At 63.9% G+C, this 26,896-nt stretch carries 26 protein-coding genes; 20 read left to right on the top strand and 6 right to left on the bottom strand.

All coding sequences use genetic code 11. The features are described 5' to 3' along the window. Positions 1-43: 43 nt before the first annotated feature. On the top strand, positions 44-1,033 hold the full coding sequence (locus tag N6C22_RS20125; protein ID WP_261653002.1) for an aldo/keto reductase: 990 nt from the start codon (positions 44-46) through the stop codon (positions 1,031-1,033). A gap of 150 nt (positions 1,034-1,183) precedes the next feature. Here the strand turns inward: N6C22_RS20125 and msrA are convergent, their stop codons facing one another. After that, complete coding sequence (gene msrA, locus N6C22_RS20130; protein WP_261653003.1) at positions 1,184-1,720, bottom strand: peptide-methionine (S)-S-oxide reductase MsrA; 537 nt, start codon at positions 1,718-1,720, stop codon at positions 1,184-1,186. Positions 1,721-1,861: 141 nt separating this feature from the next. Here msrA and N6C22_RS20135 point away from each other — a divergent pair, with 141 nt between their 5' ends. Beyond that, positions 1,862-3,460 carry a HEAT repeat domain-containing protein gene (locus tag N6C22_RS20135; protein ID WP_261653004.1) on the top strand — a complete coding sequence of 533 codons (1,599 nt, stop codon included), beginning with the start codon at positions 1,862-1,864 and terminating at the stop codon, positions 3,458-3,460. Between the two features lie 216 nt (positions 3,461-3,676). On the opposite strand, the gene tatA is transcribed toward N6C22_RS20135, so the two are convergent. Both tatA and N6C22_RS20145 read right to left on the bottom strand, forming a co-directional pair. Next, positions 3,677-4,045: a twin-arginine translocase TatA/TatE family subunit gene (tatA, locus tag N6C22_RS21115; protein WP_303647833.1), complete on the bottom strand. Its 369-nt coding sequence runs from the start codon at positions 4,043-4,045 to the stop codon at positions 3,677-3,679. 131 nt (positions 4,046-4,176) lie between these two features. Continuing rightward, a complete protein-coding gene (locus tag N6C22_RS20145) occupies positions 4,177-6,072 on the bottom strand; it encodes an Hvo_1808 family surface protein (RefSeq protein ID WP_261653005.1) in 1,896 nt (631 codons plus the stop codon). A 139-nt stretch (positions 6,073-6,211) separates the two neighbouring features. Between N6C22_RS20145 and lonB the strand changes: the two genes are divergently transcribed. Beyond that, positions 6,212-8,239: an ATP-dependent protease LonB gene (gene lonB, locus N6C22_RS20150; RefSeq protein WP_261653006.1), complete on the top strand. Its 2,028-nt coding sequence runs from the start codon at positions 6,212-6,214 to the stop codon at positions 8,237-8,239. Between the two features lie 69 nt (positions 8,240-8,308). On the opposite strand, the gene N6C22_RS20155 is transcribed toward lonB, so the two are convergent. Then, positions 8,309-8,938, bottom strand: coding sequence for an HdeD family acid-resistance protein (locus tag N6C22_RS20155; protein WP_261653007.1), 630 nt, complete (start codon positions 8,936-8,938; stop codon positions 8,309-8,311). Between the two features lie 366 nt (positions 8,939-9,304). Between N6C22_RS20155 and N6C22_RS20160 the strand changes: the two genes are divergently transcribed. The 14 genes from N6C22_RS20160 to N6C22_RS20225 all read left to right on the top strand — a co-directional run bounded on the left by N6C22_RS20160 (position 9,305) and on the right by N6C22_RS20225 (position 21,668). Beyond that, positions 9,305-9,652, top strand: a complete 348-nt coding sequence (locus N6C22_RS20160; RefSeq protein WP_261653008.1) for a hypothetical protein — start codon at positions 9,305-9,307, stop codon at positions 9,650-9,652. 266 nt (positions 9,653-9,918) lie between these two features. Continuing rightward, a complete protein-coding gene (locus N6C22_RS20165; RefSeq protein ID WP_261653009.1) occupies positions 9,919-10,311 on the top strand; it encodes a hypothetical protein in 393 nt (130 codons plus the stop codon). Positions 10,312-10,650: 339 nt separating this feature from the next. Next, positions 10,651-10,974 carry a hypothetical protein gene (locus N6C22_RS20170; protein WP_261653010.1) on the top strand — a complete coding sequence of 108 codons (324 nt, stop codon included), beginning with the start codon at positions 10,651-10,653 and terminating at the stop codon, positions 10,972-10,974. Positions 10,975-11,298: 324 nt separating this feature from the next. After that, on the top strand, positions 11,299-11,631 hold the full coding sequence (locus N6C22_RS20175; RefSeq protein WP_261653011.1) for a hypothetical protein: 333 nt from the start codon (positions 11,299-11,301) through the stop codon (positions 11,629-11,631). A 360-nt stretch (positions 11,632-11,991) separates the two neighbouring features. After that, the gene (locus N6C22_RS20180; protein ID WP_261653012.1) at positions 11,992-12,495 is read left to right on the top strand and encodes a hypothetical protein; all 504 of its coding nucleotides are present in this window, start codon (positions 11,992-11,994) and stop codon (positions 12,493-12,495) included. A gap of 428 nt (positions 12,496-12,923) precedes the next feature. Further along, positions 12,924-13,418 carry a hypothetical protein gene (locus N6C22_RS20185; protein WP_261653013.1) on the top strand — a complete coding sequence of 165 codons (495 nt, stop codon included), beginning with the start codon at positions 12,924-12,926 and terminating at the stop codon, positions 13,416-13,418. A 329-nt stretch (positions 13,419-13,747) separates the two neighbouring features. After that, a complete protein-coding gene (locus N6C22_RS20190; RefSeq protein WP_261653014.1) occupies positions 13,748-14,308 on the top strand; it encodes a hypothetical protein in 561 nt (186 codons plus the stop codon). A 287-nt stretch (positions 14,309-14,595) separates the two neighbouring features. Further along, positions 14,596-15,036: a hypothetical protein gene (locus N6C22_RS20195; RefSeq protein WP_261653015.1), complete on the top strand. Its 441-nt coding sequence runs from the start codon at positions 14,596-14,598 to the stop codon at positions 15,034-15,036. Between the two features lie 229 nt (positions 15,037-15,265). After that, a complete protein-coding gene (locus N6C22_RS20200) occupies positions 15,266-15,673 on the top strand; it encodes a hypothetical protein (protein WP_261653016.1) in 408 nt (135 codons plus the stop codon). 337 nt (positions 15,674-16,010) lie between these two features. Beyond that, on the top strand, positions 16,011-16,634 hold the full coding sequence (locus N6C22_RS20205) for a hypothetical protein (protein ID WP_261653017.1): 624 nt from the start codon (positions 16,011-16,013) through the stop codon (positions 16,632-16,634). Between the two features lie 772 nt (positions 16,635-17,406). Beyond that, positions 17,407-17,964, top strand: coding sequence for a hypothetical protein (locus tag N6C22_RS20210; RefSeq protein ID WP_261653018.1), 558 nt, complete (start codon positions 17,407-17,409; stop codon positions 17,962-17,964). A 190-nt stretch (positions 17,965-18,154) separates the two neighbouring features. Continuing rightward, entirely contained in the window at positions 18,155-18,898 is a 744-nt protein-coding gene (locus tag N6C22_RS20215) for a DUF192 domain-containing protein (protein ID WP_261653019.1), read from the top strand. Between the two features lie 77 nt (positions 18,899-18,975). After that, positions 18,976-19,605, top strand: a complete 630-nt coding sequence (gene rdfA, locus N6C22_RS20220) for a rod-determining factor RdfA (protein ID WP_261653020.1) — start codon at positions 18,976-18,978, stop codon at positions 19,603-19,605. Positions 19,606-19,718: 113 nt separating this feature from the next. Further along, positions 19,719-21,668 carry an archaea-specific SMC-related protein gene (locus N6C22_RS20225; protein WP_261653021.1) on the top strand — a complete coding sequence of 650 codons (1,950 nt, stop codon included), beginning with the start codon at positions 19,719-19,721 and terminating at the stop codon, positions 21,666-21,668. Between the two features lie 40 nt (positions 21,669-21,708). Here N6C22_RS20225 and N6C22_RS20230 read toward each other — a convergent pair whose 3' ends face one another. After that, positions 21,709-21,894, bottom strand: coding sequence for a hypothetical protein (locus tag N6C22_RS20230; protein WP_261653022.1), 186 nt, complete (start codon positions 21,892-21,894; stop codon positions 21,709-21,711). Between the two features lie 397 nt (positions 21,895-22,291). Here N6C22_RS20230 and N6C22_RS20235 point away from each other — a divergent pair, with 397 nt between their 5' ends. After that, positions 22,292-23,251, top strand: coding sequence for a transcription initiation factor IIB family protein (locus N6C22_RS20235; RefSeq protein ID WP_261653023.1), 960 nt, complete (start codon positions 22,292-22,294; stop codon positions 23,249-23,251). 639 nt (positions 23,252-23,890) lie between these two features. Here N6C22_RS20235 and N6C22_RS20240 read toward each other — a convergent pair. Further along, positions 23,891-24,799 carry a DUF63 family protein gene (locus tag N6C22_RS20240; RefSeq protein WP_261653024.1) on the bottom strand — a complete coding sequence of 303 codons (909 nt, stop codon included), beginning with the start codon at positions 24,797-24,799 and terminating at the stop codon, positions 23,891-23,893. A 666-nt stretch (positions 24,800-25,465) separates the two neighbouring features. Between N6C22_RS20240 and N6C22_RS20245 the strand changes: the two genes are divergently transcribed. Together N6C22_RS20245 and N6C22_RS20250 are read left to right on the top strand one after the other, a co-directional pair. Further along, positions 25,466-25,744 (top strand): hypothetical protein, encoded by a 279-nt coding sequence (locus N6C22_RS20245; protein ID WP_261653025.1) that lies wholly within the window; start codon positions 25,466-25,468, stop codon positions 25,742-25,744. Between the two features lie 170 nt (positions 25,745-25,914). Continuing rightward, the gene (locus N6C22_RS20250; protein WP_261653026.1) at positions 25,915-26,724 is read left to right on the top strand and encodes a hypothetical protein; all 810 of its coding nucleotides are present in this window, start codon (positions 25,915-25,917) and stop codon (positions 26,722-26,724) included. The last annotated feature ends 172 nt before the right edge of the window (positions 26,725-26,896 follow it).

Here is a 26,896-nt window from a genome sequence, read left to right on the forward strand (position 1 = left end):
CGAGAGTTTCGAGTTTAAATACTCGGGAGCGGAAGCACGGGACATGGAACTCGACTACGTTCCCCTCGGTCGCACCGGGACGATGGTGAGCGAACTGGCCTTCGGGACCTGGCGCTTCGGTCGCGAGACCGAGGATGGACTCGAAATCGGCGAGGACCGCGCCTACGACCTGCTGGACGCCTACGAGGAGCACGGCGGCCGGTTCATCGACACCGCCGACGTGTACGGTGGCGGCAAGTCCGAGACGTGGATCGGCAACTGGCTCGCCGACCGCGACCGCGAGGACTACGTCATCGCCTCGAAGATATTCTGGCCGACACGCGAAGAGGACCCGAACGGGCGCGGCCTCTCGCGAAAGCACCTCCGACGCCAGATCGACCTGATGCTCGACCGCCTCGGCACCGACTACATCGACCTGCTCTACATCCACCGCTGGGACGACGACACGCCCGCCGAGGAGTTCATGCGCACCCTGAACGAGTTCGTCGATGCCGGGAAGGTCAACTACCTCGGCGCGTCCACGTTCTACCCGAACGCCTGGAAGGTGGCGAAAGCGAACGAACTGGCCGAACGCCGCGGCTACGAGCCGTTCACCGTGACCCAGCCCCGGTACAACCTCGTCGACCGCGAGGCAGAGGTGAACTACCTCGACATGTGCGCCGACTACGACCTCGGCATGTGTCCCTGGAGCCCCCTCGGCCAGGGCTTCCTGACCGGGAAGTACAGCCGTGACGACAGGAACCCGGAGGACTCCAAGGTCGCCAGCGAGGACCGGTTCCGCGACAACTACCTGACCGAGGAGAACTTCGATGCACTCGACGAACTGCACGCGGTCGCCGACGAGGTCGAGGCATCGCCGGCACAGGTCGCGCTCGCGTGGCTCATGCACCACGACCAGGTCTCCGTGCCGCTCATCGGCGCGCGCACGGTCGAGCAGCTCGAGGAGAACCTCGGCGCGGCCAACGTCGACCTCACGGAGGAGCAGTTCGAGCGACTCGACGAGTCGAAGGCCCACCCGCTTGCCGGTCTCTGAGCGCCAGAAAGGTCTCTGAAGGAAACCGGCAATCAGGTCCGGAAAGAACGTGGCGTGAACCGAATCCCTCCCAATGATTCCTCGTTCTCCCGCCGACCCGGCATCGACACCTCTGGAGGACGACTGACGCCGGACGGCGGGCGAACCGACCTAGCGTTTCGCTTTGGTCGCGAACTTCTCGCGAACCTTCTCGATCTTCGGCTGCGCGTGGAACGTGCAGTAGGTGTCGTTCGGGTTCTTGTCGTAGTAGTCCTGGTGATAGTCCTCGGCCTCGTAGAACGTCTCCAGGGGTTCGACCTCGGTCACGATGTCGTCGTCGTAGGCTCCTTCGGCTTCGAGTTCGGCGATGAAGCCCTCGGCGAGTTCCTGCTGGTCGTCGTCGTGGGTGAAGATGGCCGAGCGATACTGGCTGCCCACGTCGGGCCCCTGCCGGTTGAGCTGGGTCGGGTCGTGGACGGTGAAGAAGACCTTGAGCAGGTCCTCGTACCCGAGTACGTCCGTGTCGTACTCGACCTGGATGACCTCAGCGTGACCCGTGTTCCCGGAGCAGACCTGTTCGTAGGTCGGGTCCTCGACGTGGCCGCCGGCGTAGCCGGAGGTGACGGACTCGATGCCGTCGAGTTCCTCGAACGCAGCCTCGATACACCAGAAGCAGCCACCGCCGAACGTGGCACTGTTCGTCGTCATGGGACGAAGTAGGCACTCGAAGCCTAAAGACACACAGGCATCGGAAAGGTACGGGCCGGACCGACCGGGACGAGAGTGCTAGCTGGCACCTATCATGCTAATGCGCAGAACTAAGTCACCCCCCGGAGTGTTCTGTTAGAAATGGGCCCAGACGACGCAACCCGGCAGGCGGAACGCTTGCGGGACGCGGCCATGGACGACCCGGCAGACCCGATGGGGCTGGCGGACGACCTCGCCGCGCTCGCCACGCACGACCAGCCTGCGGTCCGTCGTCTCGCGGTCGAAGGACTGTGCGAACTCGCCGAGACCAGTATCGACCCGGTCGAACCGGTACTGGACGTGGTGTTCGACGCGCTGGACGACCCCGATTCGGAGACGGTTCGAGAGGCCGTGAACGTGGTCGCGATCGTCAGCGACGAGGACCCGTCGCTGGTCCAGCCGGTCGCCTCCGACCTCTGTCGGCTCCTCGAGGAGGACCGCAGGGGGACCAGCGAGGCCGCCGCCGTCGCACTGTGGCCGATTGCCTGGACGACGCCCGGAGAGGTCGTCGAAGCGGTCGACCCGCTCCGGCGGCTCCTCACCCGACCGGAGCAGCCAACTCGCCTGAGTGCGGTCGCGGTGCTCCGTGGCATCGCCTCTGAGCACCCGGAGGCGTGCGTCCGAGCGACCGAGGACCTCATCGAGCGGTGTTTCGACCGTCGGCAGAACGTCCGCGTCATGGCGACCGCCGCGCTCGGCCCGCTCGCGACGGTGTTCCCGGGGCGAATCCAGCCAGCCGTCCCACGGCTGGTCCGCTGTCTCGACGACGGCGACGGTCGGGTGCGCCAGAACGTCGCCGCGGTCGTCCAGCAGGTCGTCAAGGCCTACCCGGAGGTCTCGCTGGACCACCACGCCGCGTTCGTCTCACTGCTCGACGACGAGAACGAAGAGACCCGCACGAGCGCCTCGAACGTCCTCACGACGGTCGCCGACTACCGGCCGGGTGTCCTGAACGACCATCTCGAGACGCTGGTTCGTGCCACCGGCGATGACGATACACGCGTCGCTGCGAACCTCTACCTGGGGCTGGCGAGCATCGGCTGGACGCAGCCGGAGCAACTGGTAGACCACCTCGACGCGCTCGCCGACGGGTTGAGCCGAACCGAGGACGTGAGTCACAACGCCGCCTACCTGCTCGGTGTAATCGCCGAGACCTACCCGGTGGTCGTGACGGACTACCTCGACGCCCTGTTCGAACAGCTCACCGACGGTGTCGACCGGGTGAGCCGGAACGCGGCCTGGGCAGTCGCGGTCATCACAGAGGACCAGCCAGCCGCCGTCGAACGGTACCGGCACCTGCTGGTGCAGGCCCTGGACGACGAGTACGTCGCCGTCAGGGGGAACGCCGGCATCGCCCTCGGCCTGCTCGGGAATCCACCGGAGACCGCGGTCGAGGCCGTCCTCGACATGCTCGCCGACGGGGGCGACCCCCACGACGTTCGCCTGGCGAGTAGCGGTCTCGTCGCGCTGACCGACGCGAGCACGCAGGTTTCCGTCGGCGACCTGCCGGTCGAAGCCGTTCTCGACCTGCTTTCGGCCGACAACCCACAGGTCAGGGCCAACGCGTGTATCGCGCTCGGTAACCTCGGCGTCCAGACCGCCCTCGACGACCTCTACGAGTGCCAGACCGACACCGAACCGGAGGTCAGGGACGCTGCAAAGTCCGCCGTGGAACAGGTCCACGGTCGGCGGGCGGACTAAGGGGAAAAGCGGCGACTGGCGACGGGTGTTTTTATTAACTCATCGTGAGTAGTCGCTGGGGCTGAGCATATCGAATCGCCTCTAACGTGCTTTTTCGCCAATCTCGATAGAGAATTGTCATCGAGTTTGTTAATTAAAACTGAATCTCTGGGTGCTTCGGGAGCGTCACAGAATCGGTCCCCAGCCGACGAAATCAGTCCGAGTTACGTTCGGAAATCAGTCCGAATTGCGCTCGGTTTCGACCTCGCGCTCGCCCGACTCGGCAGCGTCGGTTTCGGGTTGCGCGTCATCGACGGGTTCGGCCACATCGTCGTCCATCGCTGCCGGCTCCTCGGCCGGGGCAGCGTCGACCGGCATATCCTCGTCCATCTCGTCGCCGACGACGGCGCGTCGAGTCTCCTCTTTCACGCCGGTGATCTCAGCCTCCAGTTTCTCTCGGCCCTTCTGGTACTCGCCCATCGCTTCACCGCTCGCTCGTGCCAGCTTCGGCAGTTTGTCCGCGCCGAAGAGGAGAACGACGAGCAGAAGAACGACGATGAGTTCGGGGCCGCCGATGCCTCCGATGAACAGCGGTATCGTCACCATTCTATGCTCAGAGAAGCGATGCTCGAAGATAACCCTTCTACCGAGGAAATCCGATAACTCGTGGCTCAGGCGCTTACACGTTCGAACGGGCCGGGTTCAAGACCGGGTGTCACCGGGACTGCCGAGGTTGCTCAGCGCCAGACACGCGAGTAGGGCTTGACCTGGACGTCGGTCCGAATCTCCGACAGCTGGTCGACGGTCGGGGCGTTCACGATGGTGACGCGGGTGCCGTCGAGGGTGACGTGGAAGGCGTCTGCGAACGGGCCGCTCTCGATGACCCAGGTGTTCTGGCCCACACGGTCGGCACGGAACTCCTCGAGGACGTCGGTGTACGCCTCGTAGAACTCCTGTGCGTCGTTGGTGGTGTCCCACTCGGTCGCCCAGACGTAGCCGTACTCGCCGTCCTTGTGGTACGGGACGATGCGGTCGCCGGCCCAGCCGGCCGAGGGCTTGCTGACGTAGTTGTAGGTGTCGTACTGCGACTCGACGTTGGTGATGTCGTAGGCGCTGATGACGCGGGAGTTCCCCTCCTTCGCGAGATGGTAGAACATCGCGTAGATGGACGCCTCTCCGAGGACGTCCGCACCCTCGTCACCGGATTCGAAGCGGGCCCAGCCGCCCGTGGTCGCGTCGGTGACCTCGACGCGGGTCGGGCGGTCCGTGTTGGCCGGGTGGATGACCGCCTCGGTGGTCGTCGGCATGTTCTCGAACGAGTACGTCACGGCCTGCCAGCCCTTCTGCTGGACCATGTAGTCCATCCAGACTGGGCCGTCGGAGTAGGGCTGGAAGATGGCGATGAGCAGCCCGGTCGCCGGGGACTCGCCGCTGGTGTCCGCGCCGGTGTTCGGCGGGCTCTGGGTGCAGGTCCAGGTGGTGCCACAGTGCTGCTTGTAGAGGGCCGTGACGTAGTTGGCCTCACCCTCGACCACGCCGTTGCGGGCCAGTTGTTCGTCCTGGACGTCCTTCAGCGACGAGGTCAGGTCGAAGTGCTGGTCCTGCAGGGCGTGGACCATCTCGTGGACGAGCACGTTCGGGTCGACCGTCGGCTGGTCGGGGTCCGTCGAGACGATGATCATCTCGTCGGTCTTGGGCGCGTAGTAGCCCAGGACGTTCGAGCCGAACAGCTTGTTGAACTCGTCGGAGATGTTCTCGTCCTCACCGACGATAAACAGCGCCTCCCAGACCTGGTTGTTCCACAGCGAGTGGTCCTCGGTCTCGTTGGAGCCCTCGGCGAGCTGTGCACGGTACTCCGCGCGAGAGATGATCTTCACGTCGACCGGTTCGAGGTACTCCAGCCCGCGGATGTACTCCACGCGAGCCATCGTCACGGCGACGAGGGCGTCGAGTTCCGCGTCGGAGACGCCGTCGCTCTGGTCGATGATGACGGTCTGGTTGTACCAGTAGCCGGCCTCGTAGCCGATGATGCCGTCGTCCTCGCTGCCGACGGGGACGGGGTCCTCGCCGTCATCGACGGGGACGCCGCCATCGGTCGTGCCGCCGGTGTCACCCGGAATGACGTCGGGGTCGCCACCGGCATCGCCGTCACCGCCCTGCTGGCCGGCGTCCGAGCCGCCGTCGGTTCCTGGGGCGTCGTCCCCGCCGGAACCACCGTCGGTGACAGGACTGTCAGGTGTCCCGTCAGGAGCGGGGTCCACGGCCGGGTCGCCGCCGTCGCTGCCGCCAGCGTCAGGGTCGGAGACGTCGGGCTCACCCGCACCGGAGCCACCGTCTGTGACAGGCGTGTCGGGGCTGTCCGGGTCACCAACGGCCGGCTCGTCGGGCGAATCGACATCGGGCGCAGGGTCGTCAGCACCGGTCGCCGGGCCGTCCACGTCGGGGCTCTCGTCACCGTTGCTCCCCTCGCCCGCAGGCGGTGTCACGTCCGGTGTGGGTGCGGGGTCATCGACGACCGGTGGATAATCGTCGTCTGGTACGGCACTCACGGGCGCGTCGTCGAACGAGACGAAGACCACGGTACCCGAGAGTAACACGAGGAGTGCGAGAAGCACTGCTGGGACCCCCTTCATGCGTATAAAAACGGTATTTTGTCTGATAAGGCTTTCACGCCGCGTCGTAACCGGGTAACGACAGCTAACCATCAGGTAAGTAGAAAGGATATGAAGCCTGTGCGTCTATATCACACACGAGTGATGTACCGATCAGACCATGGAAATCGAGAAGGACAACTCTGAGTTAGCTGCTAGTACCGACACCCCGCCCACGAACAGGGAATACGGGCCGTTCCCGCCAGCGCCAGCGCCGGACGACGACTCCGACGAGGCCACGGCCGAACTGCTCGGCGGCCTCGAGGTCGAGAGCACCGCCGACGTGGAGGTCCCGCGCATGCTCATCGACCAGGTCATCGGGCAGGACCGGGCCCGCGATATCATCGAGAAAGCCGCGACACAGCGCCGGCACGTGATGATGATCGGCTCCCCAGGGACCGGGAAGTCGATGCTCGCGAAGGCGATGGCCGAGCTGCTCCCGAGTAGTGAACTCTCCGACGTACTCGTCATGCACAACGAGGACGACGGGAACCGCCCGAAGGTCGAGATCGTCCCGGCCGGTGGCGGCGAGCTCGTCATCAGGGAGCACCGCCAGCGCGCCCGGAAGGGCCTCCAGCTCCGCTGGTTCGCGATGTGGACGACGATACTGCTCGTGTTCATCTACACCATCATCGTCCAGCAACTGCTGCTTGGCATCCTGGCCATCGCAGTCATCTACTACATCTTCCGGAGCGGGGCCCGGAACCGGAACCGGATGGTCCCGAAGATACTGGTCGACAACAGTGAACGTACAAGTGCGCCGTTCCAGGACGCGAGCGGCGCTCACGCGGGGGCACTCCTCGGCGACGTGCGCCACGACCCGTACCAGTCCGGTGGGATGGAGACGCCGAGCCACGACCGCGTCGAACCCGGCGCAATCCACAAGGCCGACAAGGGCGTGTTGTTCATCGACGAGATCAACACGCTCGAGGTCCGCACGCAGCAGAAGCTGCTGACGGCGCTCCAGGAGCGCGAGTACTCCATCACCGCCCAGTCAGACACCTCGTCTGGTGCGATGGTCCACACCGAAGCTGTCCCGTGCGAGTTCGTCATGATCGCCGCAGGGAACCTCGACGCGATGGAGAACATGCACCCCGCACTCCGGAGCCGTATCAAGGGCTACGGGTACGAGGTCTACATGGACGACACCATCGACGACTCGCCGGAGATCCGACGCAAGTTCGTTCGGTTCGTGGCCCAGGAAGTGGCGAACGACGGGCGTCTTCCCCACTTCACCCGGGGGGCCATCGCGGAGATAGTCCGCGAGGCACAGCGACGTGCCGGCCGGCAGGACCACCTGACCCTGCGGTTCCGTGACCTCGGCGGCCTCGTCCGCGTCGCCGGTGACATCGCGCGCGACGAGGGAACCCTGTTCACGACCCGTGAGCACGTCATGCAGGCCAAGCGCCGGGCGCGCTCCATCGAGCAACAGATCGCAGACGACTACATCGACCGCCGCCGCGAGTACGACCTCACGGTCAACGAGGGCGCGGTCGTCGGTCGGGTCAACGGCCTGGCCGTCATGGGCGAGGATAGCGGTATCGTGATGCCCGTCATGGCCGAGGTCGCGCCCTCCCAGGGCTCGGGCGAGGTCATCGCGACCGGCAAGCTCCAGGAGATAGCGACCGAATCGGTCCAGAACGTCTCCGCGGTCGTCAAGAAGTACTCCGACGAGAGCCTCGACCAGAAGGACATCCACATCCAGTTCGTGCAGGCGTACGACGGCGTCGAGGGCGACTCGGCCTCCGTGACGGTTGCGACCGCCATCCTGTCCGCATTGACCGGTGTGCCGGTCGACCAGAGCGTCGCCATGACCGGCTCCCTGTCGGTCCGGGGCGACGTGCTTCCCGTCGGTGGCGTCACCCACAAGGTCGAAGCCGCCGTCAAGGCCGGAAGCAAGCGGGTCATCATCCCGTTCGCCAACGAGCGCGACGTGCTCGTCGAGCCCGAGGTTCGCGAGCAGGTCGAGATCATCCCCGTCAGGCACATCGGCGAGGTCCTGGACGCCGCCATGGTCACCGAGACGACGAAGCATTCGATGCTCGAACGGCTCTCACGGGCCGCGAGCGACACTCTCGGTGAGTTCACGTTCGGCTCGGGCGCGGGCGAGGCTCGCGTCGAGAGCGAGCCCGACTCGGGCGGCCAGTGACCGGCGTGGTCTGACGTCGGTACGACCGTCGATTTCTTCGAAAAAGCTGAACCGCTGTGACCGCGAGGTCTACGCCTGCCCCGGCTTGCTGACCGGCGGCGTCGTCTCCTGCTCGGTCGTCTCGCGTGCACCGAGAGCGAACAGGGCGAACGAGAGACCCGTCGTGAGCAGGTTCACACCGAACAGGAGCCCGATGGCCCACACTGCACTGCTCGGGAACTCGGCCAGGATGAACGACGCGAGCACCAGCGAGAGGACGCCACTGGCGACGAGCCAACCCCAGTTCGGCTCCTCGCGGAGCTTCAGGCCGAGGAATATCTCGATGATGCCGTCGAGCATGAAGAACCCGACCAGCAGCAGCGTCAGCGACGTGAGTCCGATGACCGGGTTCGCCATCAGGAATATCCCGGCGACCGCGTAGAGCACGCCGAGGAGGCTCTGGCTGACGAACCCCTTCCAGTTCATCTGTGATATCCCGTGGCCGACGTTGACCAGGCCGCCGAGCACCAGTACCGCACCGAGCAGCACCGATATCGAGATACCCGTGACGAACGGGAAGATGATGGCCAGGACGCCCCCGATTGCGAGAGCGATACCCGCGAACAGCAGCGGTCGCCAGTCGCCCGAAAGCGTCGTCATCTGCGGTCCCGATTCGAGCTGTTCTTCGATGTCACCGAACTCGTGTGTCTCTTCACTCATTGTACTCCCTCTGTGTCGGACGTAGGAGCGTCCGTGGGAAGAATAATGTTCCACGAGTATGGGGAGTGTCCGCACCATCTCCCGGTGAACTGCGAGCTCATCGACACCTCAGCATCGCAGGGGTGAGTCGTGTCCACGACCGGGTTCGACGGTGCCCGGAACCGGCCGGGTCTGCAGTATCCAGCGCGACTGAACCTGTAGTCGGTGGTCTGGAATCGTTCGTTTCTTCGACGAAACGATACTACTACTCGGTCAGTTCGGCTGGTACTTACGTATCTGCGAGCAACTTCGTGGTACGGGTGTAACGACGTTACTACCTCGGCGCTATATCGCGGGATGGCCTACTCCTCGCCGAGGGGGTTGAAAATGACTCACAACGTCTCTCGAGGGGTGTATCGTCGGAAAGTGCTGAAGACCGTCGGCATCGGCCTCGCCGCCGTCACCGTCGGCAGCCAAGCCGTCTCCGCGAAAGCGGGCCAGGAGCCCAGCGTGGCTCCCGGTCAGCAATCCGGTGAACAGCCGTTCCACGGTGGTTACTACGGCCGTTACTACCGCCCGTATGGATACTACCGTCCGTACTACCGCGGCTACTACCGTGGCTACTACCGCCCGTACTACCGTGGCTACTACCGCGGCTACTACGGCTACCGTGGCTACGGCTACGGGCCGTACATCCGGTTCCGCGGACGCGGCTTCCGCTTCCGGTACTACTAGTCGAACCGTTCGTCGAGGACCGGGCCACTCCGGGTGGCCCGACCGTTTTTTGGAGTTCCGGGCGGCCGGGAGGTCGGCCGTCTTCGCACAGCTCGTGACAGACCTGTTGGAGCTGGTCCTTTCGTCGGGGAAACCTCGTATCGGCTTGGTCGTTTCGGGTCGTGATTACGTTTCGTCGGACAACTCCGTGGTACTGATGTAACGTCGTCACTACCTCGTGATTATATTTTGATACCTCCTATGAGTGTGGCGAGGGGGTTGCAATTATGACTTACAACGACTCTCGGAACATGTATCGTCGCAAACTGCTGAAGACCGTCGGTATCGGCCTCGCCGCCGTCGCCGTCGGCAGTCAGGCCGTCTCCGCGAACGAGGGACAGACGCCAGCCGTCGAGCCCGGACAGAAGCCCACCGACGAACAGTTCGGTGCGTACTGGGGCGGCCCCTGGGGCGGAACCTGGCGTGGCTACTACCGCGGCTACGGGTACGACCCGTGCTGTGGTGTCGGTGGCTCGTTCTATCGGCCGTACGGTTATCGTGGCTACGGACTCCGCGGGTACGGCATCCGCGGCCGTGCCCCGTTCTACGGCGGGTTCGGTTCCCGTGGTGGGTACTACCGCTTGAGCGGCTCGCCGAACTGGCGCTACCGCGTGTACTGAGTAGCCGACCATCGGCGGCCGGCCGATCGCCGGAATCGTCGGTGCGTCCAGACCCGCGATCGACCGCGGGCGTGGTAGTTCCGGGAGCTCGAGGGGCTCCCGGTTTTCTCGTTCGACTCCGTCCGGAATGCCGACAGTGAACTCGACCTGCCCGCGGTTTCCTCCGGGATACGTTCTTTCCGGGTGGTTAGTTCGGCAGGTGATTACGTTTCGTCGGACAACTCCGTGGTACTGACGTAACGGCATCACTACCGCGAAATTATACTTCGTAATCGCCTACTCACCCCGAGGGGGTTGAAAATGACTCACAACGACTCTCGAGGAGTGTATCGTCGTAAAGTGCTGAAGACCGTCGGTGTCGGCCTCGCAGCCGTCGCAGTCGGCAGCCAGGCAGCCTCGGCCAAGGAGGGGAAAGCGCCCGCCATCGCGCCCGGCCAGAAGCCAACCGAAGAACAGTTCGGTGCGTACTGGGGCGGCCCGTGGGGGGCCTACTGGCGCAGCTACGGTGCGTACAACCCGTACTGTGACCCGTGTGCCGGTGCCGCCTACTGGCGTGGCTACGGCTACCGTGGCTACTACGGACGCCGGTTCTACGGACGCGGCTACTACGGACGGTCGTACCTCCGGTTCCGTGGCCGTGGGTTCCGCTTCCGGTACTACTAGTCGAACAGCCAGACGGCTCGCTTTCCAGCCGTCGTCCCATCCTGCTTTCTTTGTCGTCTCTCACCACGAGAGCGCTCGCGGCGTAGATCGGCCAGAGTCCCTGAAAGTACCGCCCAGCTCCGCAACCCCGTGTCGCCGTTACCCGGCGGTGATACCGGCGGCGAAACGTGACTACGGCGTGCTCGTTTCGACTGGTAGTTCCGTGTCGTCGTGTAACTTCGTGGTTCGCTCGTAACCAGATTATTACCGTGTGATTATGTTTTAACAACCCCTACAGTGGTGCCGAGGGGTTGAGAATTCATGACTCATAACGATACTCGGAGTATGGGACGCCGCAAGCTGTTGAAGACCGTCGGCATCGGCCTCGCCGCTGTCGCCGTCGGCAGCCAGGCTGTCTCCGCGAACCAGGGCCGGTCCGTCGAGCACAACGTCGGCACCGGCGCACCCGGCACCGGCCAGCCGTATCACCGCGGGTACTATCGCCGGTACTATCGCGGCTACTACCGCCCGTATGGGTACCGCCGCTACGGCTACCGCGGCTACTACCGCCCGTACGGCTACTACGGCTACCGCGGCTACGGCTACTACGGCTACGGCCCGTCGTACTTCAGCTACGAACGTGACCGCGACGGATCGGTCGAGATCGACTTCTACTAGTCGAACCGATACGACGGGAGCCGACCCGTCTGTAACTCGGATTTTTCGGTGGCGATGTGGGGAGAGCGAGCGCCAGCACACCTCACTGCAGAGCCACGAGCCATCGATGCCAGCGCGGCCGCTTCGCGTACGCGAGGCCCCATCCCTCGCCGTTACGACGTCCCTGTGATGAGATGGCCCCAGGGAGATTCCGCCGGGGAAACGTGCTTCCCTGCTGGTCGTTTTCGCTGGTAGTTCCGTTACATTGTGCAACTTCGTAGTACCGAAGTAACAGAATTATTACCTCGGAGCTATATTTTATTAACTCATATCGAAGTGCGGGGGTTGAACTCCAAAATGACTCAAGATAACACTCGAGGAATGTATCGACGAAAGCTGCTGAAGACCGTCGGTGTCGGCCTCGTTGCTGTCGGTGTCGGAAGCCAGGCTGTTTCTGCGAACCAGGGCGCATCGCCGAGCGTCAAGGGTGGCCTCGGTGAGGAACAGTGGTACGGCCGTCGCGGCTACTACGGTGGCCGCTTCCGGTTCCGCCGCCGTGGCTACTACGATCGCCGGTTCCGTGGCCGCCGCTTCTACGGCCGCCGCTTCGGCTACCGCGGCCGCATCGGCTACTACGGTGTCGACCCCTGTGGCGTCGACCCGTGTGCTGTTGACCCGTGTGCGGACATCGACCCGTGCGCAGACCCCTGCGCCGACGTCGACCCGTGTGCGGACGTCGACCCGTGTGCAGATCCCTGCGCCGACGTCGACCCGTGCGCTGACCCGTGCGCCGGCGGGCTTGGCGGGCTCTACACCCGCCCTGTCCCGTACCGCGGGCGCTTCCGCTACCGCCGCCGCCGGTACGGCCGGCGCACTCTCTACTGAAATCGCCGTGTAAACTGTCGAAATATCGACTAGAGCAACTCTAGTCGAGGGTGATTATTTTTCGCTCGTCTGAACTTGACCGCCACCGAGCGACTGCAACCACAGAACTCGTTGGACGGTAGTCGGAACCGCTCATCCTGGTGAGAGCGTCGATCTCTCGGAGCGTGCCGAGGGGCTCACCCACATCCTTCACGACCAACTCCCACCAGAACGGGCAGTTCGTTCGTCAGTTGCGTACCCGCCGGGACATTCCGAGCCGGTTCGGGCGTGACGCCGCCGAGATTCCGGGACGGAGAGATGATTCCCCGCTGGTCGTTTCGGCTGGTAGTATCGGTACGTTGTGCAACTTCGTGGTGTCCGGGTAACCAGATTGTCAGCTAACCAATATATCTCAAAAGCCCATCTGTGAGGGTGAGGTTCGAACAACAATGACCAACCAAGATTCTCACGGAATGTTCCGCCGCAAGCTCCTGAAGACCATCGGTGTCGGCCTCGTGGCCGTCGGTGTCGGTAGCCAGGCAGTCTCCGCGGCCCAGGGTGGAAAGAGCGACGGCTCCGAGATCCTCCGGCCGTACTGGAGCCGGCGCGGATACCGTGGCTACTACGGCGGCTACCGCGGCTACGGCTACCGCGGCCGCTTCGGCTACTACGGCGTGAACCCCTGTGGCGTCGATCCCTGTGCCGACCCGTGTGCGGACATCGACCCGTGCGCCGACCCGTGTGCGGACATCGATCCCTGTGCTGACCCGTGTGCAAACGTCGACCCGTGCGCCGATCCCTGCGCTGACGTCGACCCCTGTGCGGTCGACCCCTGTGCTGACCCGTGCGCCGGTGGCCTGTACCGCCGGGGCTTCTACGGTCGCGGTCTCTACGGTGGCCGCTTCCGCTACCGCCGCCGGTTCGCTCGCCCCGCACTCTACTAATCTCGTCGCCTGAACGAACGAGCGGCTGGCATCGCCCAGCCGTCGTCTCCGCGTATTTTTCGAGCGACCCGTCACCAGTACAGCGCCGCCGGTGAGCGCTAGCCAGGGAACCTCACGAGGACGTGAGTACCGGGCAGTAGTATCCTCTGGAAGGTCCAGATTCTCTAGTAACTTGGTAGTGTTCTGGTAACGAAAGTATCAGCTGGTGATTATCCCCGGATAGGGCCTAAGACTCGATGTAGATCCAATCATGACGTTACGTTCATCGCCGTCGGGACTTCGACGGCGACTCATCAAGACAGTCGGGTTCGGCCTGCTGAGCCTCGGCAGTGGGACCGCCGCGGCTGCCGGACCCCAGGGAACGCTGCAGCACCAACAGGAGCGAGACCGAGATCGCCGACGCCAGGACGGCGACGGTCGACGAGGTCGTCGCAGTGACGGCCGCCGTGGCCAGGGTGGCGACGACGGGCGACGGCGCAGACGCCGGCGTTACGACGATGGCGATGGCCGACGCCGGAGACGCCGCCGCGACGACAGTGACGACGGGAGACGCCGCAGACGAAGACGCCGCCGCGACGATGATGACGATGGCAGACGCCGTAGACGAAGACGCCGCCGCGACGACGATGACGACGGGAGACGCCGCAGACGCCGCCGCCGCGATGATGATGACTACCGCCGCCGCCGCAGACGACGCCGACGTGACGGCGACGACCGGCGGCGGAGACGCAGACACCGCAGACCCCGCTACGGTCACCGGTTCTACTACCGGCGGTACTACCCGCGTCGGCGGTTCACCTACACCTTCATCCCGATGTACGGGTACGACGTCTACTGGGACGACGACTACTTCGACGTGGTGTACGTCGACGGTCGTCCGTGCCGCGTGACGGGTGTCGACTACGACCAGGGCATCATCGAGCTCGAGTACGGCTACTGTGGCTACGTCGGGTTCGACGGCGTCTACTACCGGGTCTGACCGCCGACTCGGTCCTCTTTCTCGTCTGTCGCTGCAGCGAACACCGGTCGGTCTCCGTGCGGTTACGTCCCCGTGGTGAGGACGTTTCAGTGAGAGATTACGTGTGGTCGGACAACTCGGTGGTGTCCCGGTAACCAATTCATCACTTCAGAGATATATTCGAAGCTCGCATAGCTTCTGTTCGAGAGGCTTTCACCCATGAAACGAAATTTCATCGAGGGAACGTCCCGACGAACCGTCCTCAAGACCGTCGGCATCGGGCTGGTGTCGCTCGGTCTCGGAAGCGGCGTCGCCGCAGCGGCCGACCGGTCCGGGCCCAACCAACCGACCGTCCAGTCCGGCGAGCTGCCGACCCAGGCGTCACATCGTCGTCGCTACCGCCGACATGGTCGACGCCGCTATCGTCGCTACGGCCGACGGTACCGCCGGCACGGTCGCCGTCGCTACCGCCGCTACCGCCGCCACGGTTACGGGTGGGCCGGCTATTACCCCGGCTACTACGGTGACGACGTCGAGATCAGGGTGTACGGTGACCCGTACTACTCGGGCTACTACGGCGGCTACGGCCCGGTCTTCGTGGACGACGACGAGTACATCTACTTCGGCCCTGGCGGCTACGTCGAGGTAGACTTCGACTAACCTGGTCGTCTCGACTCCAATTAATCGGGGGACCGAACGCGGGGAGCGCCGACCGAACCGTCCACAGGACTACGTTTCTGGATGGAAACTTCGTGTCGTCGTGCAACTTGGTGGTAGCCGCGTAACCCCGTTACTACCGCGTTATTATCCGGCGATGCCTCCAATTTTTACCTGGAGGGAGTTGAAAATGTATCCCGAAAGCGATCAGGGAGTGTATCGACGAAAGTTGTTGAAGACCGTTGGAATCGGTCTGTTGACGGCCAGTGTCGGTAGCGGGGCCGTCTCCGCAGCCGAGGGTGGCCGACCGAAGAGCCCGGCCGTCGAGCCGGCCGCGGGCCACACCGAAGGTGACCAGTTCCAGCGCGGTGACGGTGGCCGTCGCGGTGGTCGCCGTCGCGGTCGCCGTCGTGGTCGTCGCCGCGGTCGCCGTCGTGGTCGCCGTCGCCGGTTCCGCCGCCGCCGTCGCCGGTTCCGCCGTCGCCGCCGCCGGTTCCGCCGTCGCCGCCGCCGGTTCCGCGATGACGACATCGACATCCGCATCTACGGTGGGTACTACCCGTACTACTACCCGTACTACTACCCATACTACAGCCGGTACTACTACTACGACCCGTACTACGGGTCCTACTGGTACTGAGCTGGGTAGCGGGTGACCGACCAGTCGGCTGGCGGCCACCCAGAACCGGTATCGAGCACGACCACCCGGGAACAGCCACGAGACCGATTTTTTGTTCGTCAGAGTGATGGAACTCGTAGCGCTGCGTTCACCGCCTGCACATCCCCCGTAGGCGTGACTGGACGGGAAGGAACCGTCTCCAGACTCGTGATGCAGCGGTTACGTCATCTCCGATTGCACCTTCCAGCTGGTAAGTCCATTCGGTCGGACAACTTCGTGGTACCCGTGTAACCAGTTTATTAGCTAACATTATATTCCCGGACACTGCCTAGGTACTGGCTGAGAGGGAACTACCACCATGAAACAACATTCCTCGACGCAAAGCACGCGACGTACCCTGCTCAAGACCATCGGCACGGGCCTCCTCACCATCGGGGTGGGTTCCCAGGCGGTCGCCGCGTCCGACGACGGCGGCTACCGTAGCCGCAACTTCCGGCGGAACCGCCGCAACTACAACACCCGCGGTGGCTACCGCCGCAGCAACAGTTACGGTGGCCGTGGCTACAACCGCAACAACAGTTACGGCCACCGCGGCTACGGCCGCAGCAACAGTTACGGCCACCGCAGCGCTCCCAGCCGGAGCTTCAGTTCGGGCCACGGTCCTGCCGGGAGCCAGAGCATCGGCGCATCGAGCCACAACGCCCCGGCCCCGTACTACGGCAGCAACTACGGTCCGTACTACGGCGGCTCGTTCGAGTTCGACCACGGTGAGGTCGAGGTCCGCGGCGACATCCTCGCCGGCGGGTTCGAGTACGAACGTGACGACTACACCGGTGACATCGAGTTCGAGAGCGCCGAGATCGACTTCGAGTACGACTACGCCTACGGCGACATGGAGTTCGAGACCTTCGGTCGCTGTGACGTGATCAAGTTCGAGGTCGAGGGCGACGACCTCGAGGCGGACTTCGGCGCCTGCTACTGAGAAGGGCTAACTGGGTCGACCGGACCCGGGGTACTCCTTGCTGTCTGAACCATAGCCGGTCGTCGATTTTTCTGTGCGTCTGTGTCCAGAGCGACCGCAGTCGGTGGGTCGGTCACTGAAGTAGTGTCTCCCGCGCGAGGACTTCCCTGACGAAACGAGCGTCAGGTGTCGACGTATCCATCCGGAAACTGAGCTATTCATTACCATGGCACACCTATGGGTAACTGAGACGGACGAAATCACACGATAGACAGCACCACCGACTCACGAACGCGGAGAACAGCCGATTCGAGACTGCCCATACGTGCCACACCTGGTCTGGTTGCCCGCGAATCGACCGTTACCGGTCGAGCGGGCGCGAGACGCTACCACCGGCCCAACCGTCGTCACCACCGACGCCGACCTGCCATTCAGTGCCTCGGTGACCGACGACGACCGCGGCCACACAGACCGCGTACGGTCTGCCTTTTCAGTACCCGGATTCCGTGAACCGGTGGTTCGGGACTGCAACACCGCTTCTTCGGCATCACCGCAGCGACCAGCCGAGCTCTCCTCACGATGTCCTGTTCCCCGTCGAGGCGCGGCTCCCCACCGCGCTGGAACCTGCCAAACCACCGGTTTGGCCCATCTGTGACCAGATGTATCGTCGTCTCGTCACTGCGGAACTTCCATTCCATCGGTAAACTTCGGCGTACTGTCGTAACTGGTTGGATAGTAGACGTGTTATCTGTGGAGCCCACCTATGAGTTAGTGAGAAGGAGGAAATCACCCAATGGACAGCACTACCAACTCAGGAACCTCGCGACGCACGCTACTCAAGACCCTCGGCACCGGCCTGCTCACTGCCGGCACCGTGGTGGGCTCCGCTTCAGCCGCCGTCGGTAACACGGCGACCCCGACCGCCGACGTCGGTGGGACGTTCGCCCGCAGCAACTACTATCGTGGTGGCTACTACGGACGTCGGTTCGCCCCGTACCGCAACGCCTTCCGCCTCCGCGTGAACGACTACTGCGGCACCGGGGCGACGTTCGACTTCGACTCGATCGACGCGTGGGCGTCCGGGGACACCGAGGTCGAGTTCGTCGGGCCGTACGGGTCCGCGTACTTCAAGCAGGACTACTACGGTGGCTTCGAGTTCGAGAGCCCCAGCGTCTACATCGACTGTGACTACAACGGCCTCGACGTGCAGCTGCTCGACGGCGGCCCGTGTGCGGTCGCGCACTTCGACATCGACGAGGCGGCCGGCGAACTCGACATCCGATACGTCGACGGCGGCTTCATCAAGGTCGACAGCGTCGACGGCTACTACGGCCGCCGCTACTGGTACTGAGCACAAGTGCGAGGTCATATCGCCGAACTCCCTGACGAGGCGGTCGTCCCGGTCACCCGACGGGCGTAGTCGCTGTAACACTGACCTGACATTCTCCACACCCGTCGGGGGCCCCGTTCGTATTTTCGACGTGATTCCGTGACTGCACAGTTATGGAGAACTTTTCCCCTTGCTGCGTCTCTGTACTGCCATGAACGTGCGAAGCGAGTCCCTGATACTCGTCGCTATCGTCGTCGTACTGGTCGCGGCCGTCGTGCTCCAGGGTGGCGGACAGGCTGCAGTGAACCCCGGAGACAGCCAGGACCCGGTGACAGATCCCGGCGCGAACAGCTCCGGTGACGACATCATCCTCCCACCCATCGGTGACGAGGGGAACGAATCACCCACCAGCTCGGACGACGACTTCGGGCCGGACGTGACACCGCCAGTGGACCCCGGCAGTGACGGCGCTCCGGACGACGGGACCACCGTGCCGCCGACGACGACCCCGCCGACGACGGCGCCGCCGACCACCACGCCGGACACGGGCGGTGAGAGCGAGTTCACCAACGAGGGAACCGCCATCTTCGTCGTGGACGGCTTCACCGTCGGGAGCGCGACCCTCGAGGTCGCCGACACCCCTGCCGAACAGGAAGCGGGCCTGAGCGGACGGACCGCACTGCCCGACCAGGCCGGGATGGCCTTCGTCTTCGACCAGGAGTACCTCGTCTCGATGTGGATGAAGGATACCACGATTCCGCTCGACCTCATCTTCGTGAACGCGGAGAACGTGGTGGTCAACGTCGAGCAGGCGAACCCACAGCCGGGCGTCAGTGACGACCAGCTCGCTCGCTACGAGAGCGACGCACCCGTACTGTACGTCATCGCCGTCAACCAGGGCTACGCGGACGAACTCGGCATCGGTGCCGGGACGACCGTCGAAATGGATATCTGACCACTTCTTCCCAACATATCACCGGTTCTTCACTTTTCGACGGTAGCTTTTAATCCCCAAACCGGATAGGTATCCCTGTGACTTCCCCCAGCGTTTCGTCCAGCGACCACGCTCGCAGCAAGGTTGGTCGCGTCATCGAGTCCTACGGGCTCGATACCCTCGGGGACGACCTCGAACGACTCTGGACCACCGACGGCGACGATCAGTACAGCCTCCGCGAGTTGGCGGACTACTTCAATCTCGAAGTGCTGCAGGCCGCGCTCGAGCGCGAAGGAATCTATCTCTCGGACCCCGAACTCGAGACAAAATACGAGCTGTTGACCGGCGACGAGGTGGGGCCGAGCGCCCGGACACAGGCCGCCCGCAATCTCGAACGCGAGGGCGTCGACGTCGATGGCGTGACGGGCGATTTCGTCTCGCATCAGGCCATCTACCGGTACCTGACGAACTTCCGGGGAGCCTCCCACGAGACGGAGGAACGCGACCCGGTCGAGTCCGCGACACAGGCGATCCAGCGACTCAAGAGCCGGACGACAGCGGTCGCCGATTCGAACCTGGAACGACTGGACGACGGCGGTCATCTGTCGGTCGCGGAGTTCGAGATACTGGTCGACGTGACCGTCCTCTGCACCAACTGCGGCCGGTCATCTGACTTCGGCGAGTTGCTCGAGCACGGTGGCTGTCCCTGCGTCGGTGAAGCCGACTGAACATTTCGTTACAGGCGTAACTCTGTAACGCCGAGGTGTGTGATACCACGCCACATTTCTGTTGGAGAGCGCCGACACCAGAGATATATCGGAGGCCCGTGAAACCTCTAAAAATGAGCGAACGAGACGATACAGCCACGGTCACCGTCCACGCCGAGAACGTCGGCGGTATCGACGAGACCGATGTCGAGTTCTCACCGGGGGTGACGGTACTCTCTGGGCGGAACGCGACGAACCGGACCTCGTTCTTACAGGCGCTGATGGCGGGCCTCGGGAGCGAACGGGCATCACTCAAGGCAGATGCATCAGCCGGGCGGGTAGACCTCACCATCGGAGACGAGACGTACACACGAGAGCTCAGACGGGAGGGAGAGGGAGTCTGGACCGGTGGCGAGCCGTACCTCGCCGATCCGACCCTCGCGGACCTCTATGCCTTCTTGCTGGAGTCGAACGAGGCCCGGCGCGCGGTCGCGCTCGGTGACGACCTCCGGGAACTCATCATGCGACCGGTCGACACAACCGAGATCAAGGCCGAGATTCAGCGTCTGGAGGCCCGGAAACGACAGCTCGACGAACGGCTCGCGGCGACCCAGGACCTGCAGGACGAACGAGCACAGCTCCGACAGCGCCAGGAGGAACTCGACGCCGAGATCGCCGAGAAGCGCGAGGACCTGCATGCGACCGAGGAGACCATCGAGGAGATGGACGCGAGCCTCGCGGAGGCAGGGGCCGAGACGGACGAACTCGATGCCAGGCTCAGCGAACTGAGGGACGCGCGAGGGGAGCTCGAAGACGTCCGCTTCCACCTCGAAACGGAGCGCGAGAGCCTCGCGTCGGTGACCGACCGGCTGGCCGAACTGGAGGCCGAAGAACGCGACGAGACGGCGGGCCTCGACGAGGACCCTGCCGACATCGAGCGCCGCGTCGACTCGTTGCACGACCGGATACAGTCCGTCAACAGCACGATAAACCGGCTGCAGGGCATCGTCGAATTCAACCGAGAGATGCTCGACGGCCAGAACGACGAGGTCGTCGCGGCGCTGGACGAGTACGACGGGACCGACGGCGGGACGCTGACCGACGCGCTGGTACCGGACGAGACCGTCGTCTGCTGGACGTGTGGAAACGAGGCGGACAGGAGCGCCATCTCGGAGACCGTCGAGCAGCTCGAATCGCTCTGTAAGGACAAACTCGAGGAGCGACAGGAACTGGACCGGGAGCGAGCAGAACTCCAGTCGACGCTCGACGAACTGGAGGCACAGCGAGAACAGCGCGAGCAACGGGCGCGAGAGCGGGCACAGCGACAGGCAGAGCAGGGCGAGCACGAGGAACGCATCGAGGACCTGGAGGCCCGGGAGACCGCTCTCCACGACCGTATCGAGGACCTCGAACAGGAGGTCGAAGCCCTCGAAGCGGAGGAGTACGAGGACATCCTCGAACAGCACCGGGAGGCGAACCGGCTCCAGTTCGACGTCGATCGGCTCGTGGACGAACAACAGGAGGTGGCCGACCGAATCGAGGAGATAGACCGCGAGCTCGGCGAACGAGAAGAGCTCGAATCGACGCGCGAGGAGGTCACGGCGGAGCTGACCGACCTCCGGACCCGCATCGACCGGCTCGAATCCCGCGCCGTCTCGGCGTTCAACGAGCATATGGAGACGGTGCTGGAGCTCCTCGGGTACGAGAACCTCGAACGCGTCTGGATAGAACGGGTGGAGCGGACGGAACGAGCGGGCAGACGGAACGTGGAAAAGACCGCCTTCGAGCTTCACGTGGTCCGGGAAACCGCGGACGGCGAGGTGTACGAGGACAGTGTCGAGCACCTGAGCGAATCCGAACGAGAGGTCATCGGACTCGTGTTCGCCCTCGCGGGCTACCTCGTCCACGAGGTCCACGAGACCGTCCCCTTCGTCCTCCTCGATTCCATCGAGGCGATAGACTCCGACCGGATCGCGGCGCTGGTCGAGTACTTCGAGTCCTACACCGACTACCTCGTGGTCGCGTTACTCCCCGAGGACGCCGCCGCGATGGACGAGTCGTACACTCGCGTGACGGAGATATAGCGTCTATCGAAAATCACTGCCGACCGCACCCTACGAGTATTTAAAGGGCGTCTTCAAGTCCGACCGCACACGTCGATTGTATCCACGCCTTGTGGTTCGTCGTGTCGTAGATGATGACCTCTCCCTGCGTCAGGAGCAATGCAGCGTACGGGGGAATCGTCGCCGGCAATCCCGCGTTCGCCTCGAGCTTCGGTGCGTCTTCTCTCTCCTTCTTTGAGTATCTCATGGTCCCCCCTGTGTGTCGCCGTGCGCGTGTCGCTTCGCGCGTATTACTGTATACGGCACGTAGCATGTTAACTGCTAGCTTACAACAATGTTAGCCAGACACCTCCGTCTCCCTTACCACGTTGAAACATACCCCACCGAACCGGAGTTATCCCGCTTCCCCCAGGTGACGAAGTCGAGGTGGGGTACTTCCGAACACGTTAGAAGAACGTTAAGATGCTCTGTCGCCAAAGGGTCGCAAGGGCGGAGAGGCCGTTCAGACGTCCGCCCGGTCGCCTATCGACGCTGCAGTAGCGACAGGTATGGTCGGCCGGTGGTTCGAACGAGCATCGACCGCGCGAGGGGGCAGCGACGTTCCAGTACGGAGCGTCGACCATCCCGATTAGAGCAGATATACTATGACACGAAAGGACAGCATCGGAAGCGACGTCCCGTCGGGTCGCGAGAACGCACCACTCCAGTGTCCGGAATGTGGTGGGTCGCTCCTGAACGACGATACGCATGGTGAGACGGTTTGTATAGACTGCGGTCTCGTGGTCGCGGAAGACGAGATCGACCGCGGCCCGGAGTGGCAGGCGTTCTCCTCTGACGAGGCCGACCAGCGCAGCCGCGTCGGTGCGCCCGTCTCTGTTCTCTGGCACGACAAGGGGTTGTCGACGACCATCGACTGGAAGAACGCAGACAGCAGCGGCGCGCCGCTGAGCCACAACCAGCGTCGACAGATGGAACGCCTCCGCGTGTGGAACCAGCGCTTCACCATGGAGAACTCGAAGAAGCGCAACCTCCGGCAGGCACTCGGTGAGATCGACCGGATGGCGAGCGCGCTCGGGCTCCCGACCGACGTTCGCGAGACCGCCTCTGTCATCTACCGGCGCGCGCTCAAGGAGGACCTGCTCCCGGGCCGGAGCATCGAGTCGATCGCGACGGCGTCGCTCTACATCGCCGCCAGACAGGTCGGCATCCCGCGAACCATCGACGAGGTCATCGAGGTCAGCCGCATCGAGGACAGCGACTTCCGCCGAGCCTACCGGACGCTCGTCCGGGAGCTGAACCTCGTCGTCCAGCTCGCCGACCCGAAGGACTACGTGCGCCGGTACGCGTCCCAGCTCGGCCTCTCCTCGGAGGGCGAACGTATCGCGTACCAGCTGCTCGACAACGCCCAGCAGAAGGGCCTCGACAGTGGCAAGAGCCCAGTGACACTCGCAGCAGCCGCCGTCTACGCCGCGTCCGTGGTGACCTCGGAGGACATCACCCAGCGGGACGTCTCGGAGGTCGCGAACATGAGCACCGTGACCATCAGAACCCGGTACAAAGAGCTCCTGAACGCGACCCCGGAGTATAGCGGCTTCACCCAGTAAGCACCCTCGCCCCCTTCCCCAGCTCTTTCTCGGTCCGTCTGTTTCAGACAGTGGCAACTCCCGTCTCTCCGTGACCCTGGTCGAGTCGTCGACCGCCGTTCGTAGCCGTCTTCGTGGTGAGCAACAAGCACCAACCCCTGGCTCGTCGAGCAGGAGGGGAGTCTCCGTACGTTCACCGTACGAACGCCCCAGTGCGGGTCCTCATCTACGGGAACCGCACTCGGCGGAACAGCCACCGACCAGTGCGGTCCTGACCCATCGCCCAGGAGCGTTCGTGTGTGCGGCGAGACGCTGCAGCAGGGGAAGACCAGCCTGCCATATCCCTCGAGGGTCGCGGAGGCTCACGGCGGCGGTGTGGCGGGCTCACACGGTGAAGGGCCCGAGCTCTGACCGTCGACGAGCAGCGAGGACGAGAGAATCGGGATCGCTGGGACCCTGCCAGAAGCGCTGGAACCGCGTCGGAACCGCCAGGACCGCCGGGACCGCATCAGAACCGACAGGACCGCTCGCGTACTCGCACGGCAGCGACTGGGAAGTTCTGGCGTACTCGCACGGCGAGGTATCGAAGGAATCGATTGGTGGACCGCTCGCAGAGAAACGAATCGAGAGCACCCAGGGAGGAACCGTCCGACGGCCGGCTCAGAGAATCGCGTACAGGAACAGGTTGTGGAGTGCAGGCCCGAAGCCAGCGGTGGCGGCCATCCCGAGGACGATACTCCGGTGTCTCGCGTCGGTGATGGCGTGGCTGAAGACGTAGACGATGCCGAGCGCGATGACGACCTTCACGACCAGGAACAGCCAGGCCATCCCGAGCACGTCGGCCGTTGGCAACGTGGCGGCGAACTTCATGATCTCCCAGGAGAGCGGCGTCTGCTCGGCAAGGCCGAAGATGTCGATACCGATGACGGTCGTGCTCGCGTCGAGCAGGTGGCCGAACACCACCGCGAAGCCGAGCAGGCCGGCGTTGCCGGTGACGCCGGGGTGGAACTGGTCCACGTAGGCCCAGATGATGACCGAGATCGACACCGCGACCAGCACCGCCACGAGCGACCAGAGCGGGTGGACCTCGCGGCCACTCAGGGCGATGGTCGCCCCGGTGATCGGTGCCAGACACAGGATGCCCGTGATGGCGACCGACTCTGCCTGTTCTCTGGGCGAGCGCTGCTCCGGGTTCGCGAGGTACAACCAGAGGTGGCCGCCGAGGACGAACGCCGTCAGGTAGACCAGCGGCGTGGAGAGGAACGGGAGGACCTGTTCGGGCAGGACGACGACCTGGCCGAAGACCGAGAGCGCCGCCGAGACGGCCACCCACGGGAAGAACCCGATAACGAGCTCCTCGGTCGCGTACAGCCCCTTCGCCCGCATGAGGACGAAGATACGTGCCACCGCCAGCACCAGCGCGAGCGTGTGGAACGGGTGCAACAGGACGGGGTCGAACGACCCCACGAGGACGTGGCTCCCCAGCCCGCTGGCGTCGAGGAGAGCGGTGCCTCCCGGTCCCATCGACCGCGGTACGCCCCCGAACGAGAACAGATAGCTTCCTGACATCGTGTGGTTCCTCGGGTCCGTGGCCAGCGTGCTGGAGCGACCTGTAGTCGGTCGACGGGTACGCCGCGCACGGCCACGCGTATTCAGACTATCCTACGTGTCTCAGCTATATGGCGTTCGCCTTACGTCGGCGTAGTCACCTCACCAGCAAGAGGTGTCTGGTTTCAGATAGTCTGTAGACCTCAGACGGTCGGAGCTTCCAATAGAGCGATTAACACGCCTGTAATCGATTGACCCACGGGTTCGCGCGCTTTTAAACACGGGCGTCGCCAACTACCACACGGGGACATCGCATGGAAGGAAACGCCGTCCGACGTCCCCCGGTCGCAAATCGCCTGTCGTCTCGGTGTCCGGTACGCCGTCGTGGCCAGTTCAGTCAGTCGTCAAATGCGTGACGGTCGTGCCGTTCGTACGAGGCAACCGTCCCCGGGAGTTCCGGGGACGTGCCACTCGTCCCACCGGTCGAACGGGTGACACCACCGCGATTCACTCCGATTCTTGCACGGTCTTCAGGCGTCCAGCGAATGCGGTGGTACAGCAGATTCTGCTCGGTTACCACCGCCTCAGTGGCACATAGGTAAGACGAACGTTATGTTCTCCGGACGCGAATATCTCTCTAGCAACGGCGTCGGGACGTGGAGAACCTGCCGCCGTGGGGGAAACAACATGCACGATACGAACAGCATCGCTATCACGGGGTTGAACGAGAAGCAACAGCGAATACTGACCTACCTGTCGACGCAGGCGGGCTACCAGACCTACTTCAAGTCGCGGCTCATCGGGGAAGCAGTCGGCCTGTCGGCGAAGGAGGTCGGCGCGAACCTGGCACAGATTCTGCGGAGTAACCGCGACGTCGGGCTCGACATCGAGAAGTGGGGGTACTCCTCGGGCACGACGTGGAAGGTCACGCCGACCGGTGCGGCGGACGTCCCACAGCGGGCCTGACCCGGTCGAACGTTCTCTCTTCTCTGGCAGTCCGTCCGTACACTGGATAGGCAGTGATATCGATAGACGGCGGACTGGAGGAAACCGAGTCACGTTCGGGAAACGTGATTTACTGACAGTAATTATTCATTATATGTCCGAAACCACCTTGGGTATAGAGTGGAGGAAACATGGCAGACCTTTCCAAGCGACAATATCTGAAGTACGCAGGCGCATCTCTTGCTGCTCTCTCCCTCGGCGTGGGCGGGAAACTCGCAGCTGACGGCACACTCCAGTCGAGTGTGAAGGAGACAACAGAAGTCGCCCCTGCGGCGAAGCCCGGAACCGAAGCCGCCCCTGAACCCATCCTGGGCCCGGCTGGCTACGGTGACATCCTCGACTACGAGCGCGACGACTACGGGAACATCGAGTTCGACTGGGCGTACCTCTCGTTCGAGACCGAGGACGGCGACGTCGACCTCGACGACGTCGGCGTCGACTTCGAGACCGACATCTACAGCGAGCACCTCGAGCTGACCGTCGAGGACAGCGAAGTGTACGTCGACCTCGAGATGAACGACAACGGCGACCAGCTCGAACTGGACATCGCGTTCCGCGACGAGTACATCTCGTTCGAGTTCGACTACGGTGAGGTCGAGTTCGAGTCCGACGGCGGTGGCTACCAGTTCGAGGACGACCGCCGCGACATCGAGTACCGCGGACGCTACCTTGACTTCGAGTACGACGAGGACAGCCAGGAACTCGAGATCAAGGGCGCGATCAAGCTCGAACTCGAGACCGACAACGGGCTGGACTTCGAGTACGCCGACGGCCGCATCGCCATCGACTTCGACACCACGGAGCTCGAGTACGCAGGCGAGGACGTCCTGATGGAGTGGGAATGGCGCGGTGGCAACCACGGCTACGGCAGCCGGCACTCCGAGGACGAGTTCGAGGCACGCCGCATCGGCCCCGGTGGAGCCTGCCACACGCTCTGCTAGAACACCCGCAGCACAGACTGCTGCTCTGACACTCTTTCGACCCCTTTCTTCGAGCACGATTCCAACCGCCGAGCGACGCGGAAACTCTGTACTACTGACGCGCCCGGTGCCGGTTCCATGACGTGGGACCGGGGAGGCTGTACCCCCGAGTAATCGACCTTCGTCCGCGTAC

Origin of the sequence: Haloarchaeobius sp. HME9146 (assembly GCF_025399835.1) — an archaeon.
Taxonomy (GTDB): Archaea; Halobacteriota; Halobacteria; order Halobacteriales; family Natrialbaceae; genus Haloarchaeobius.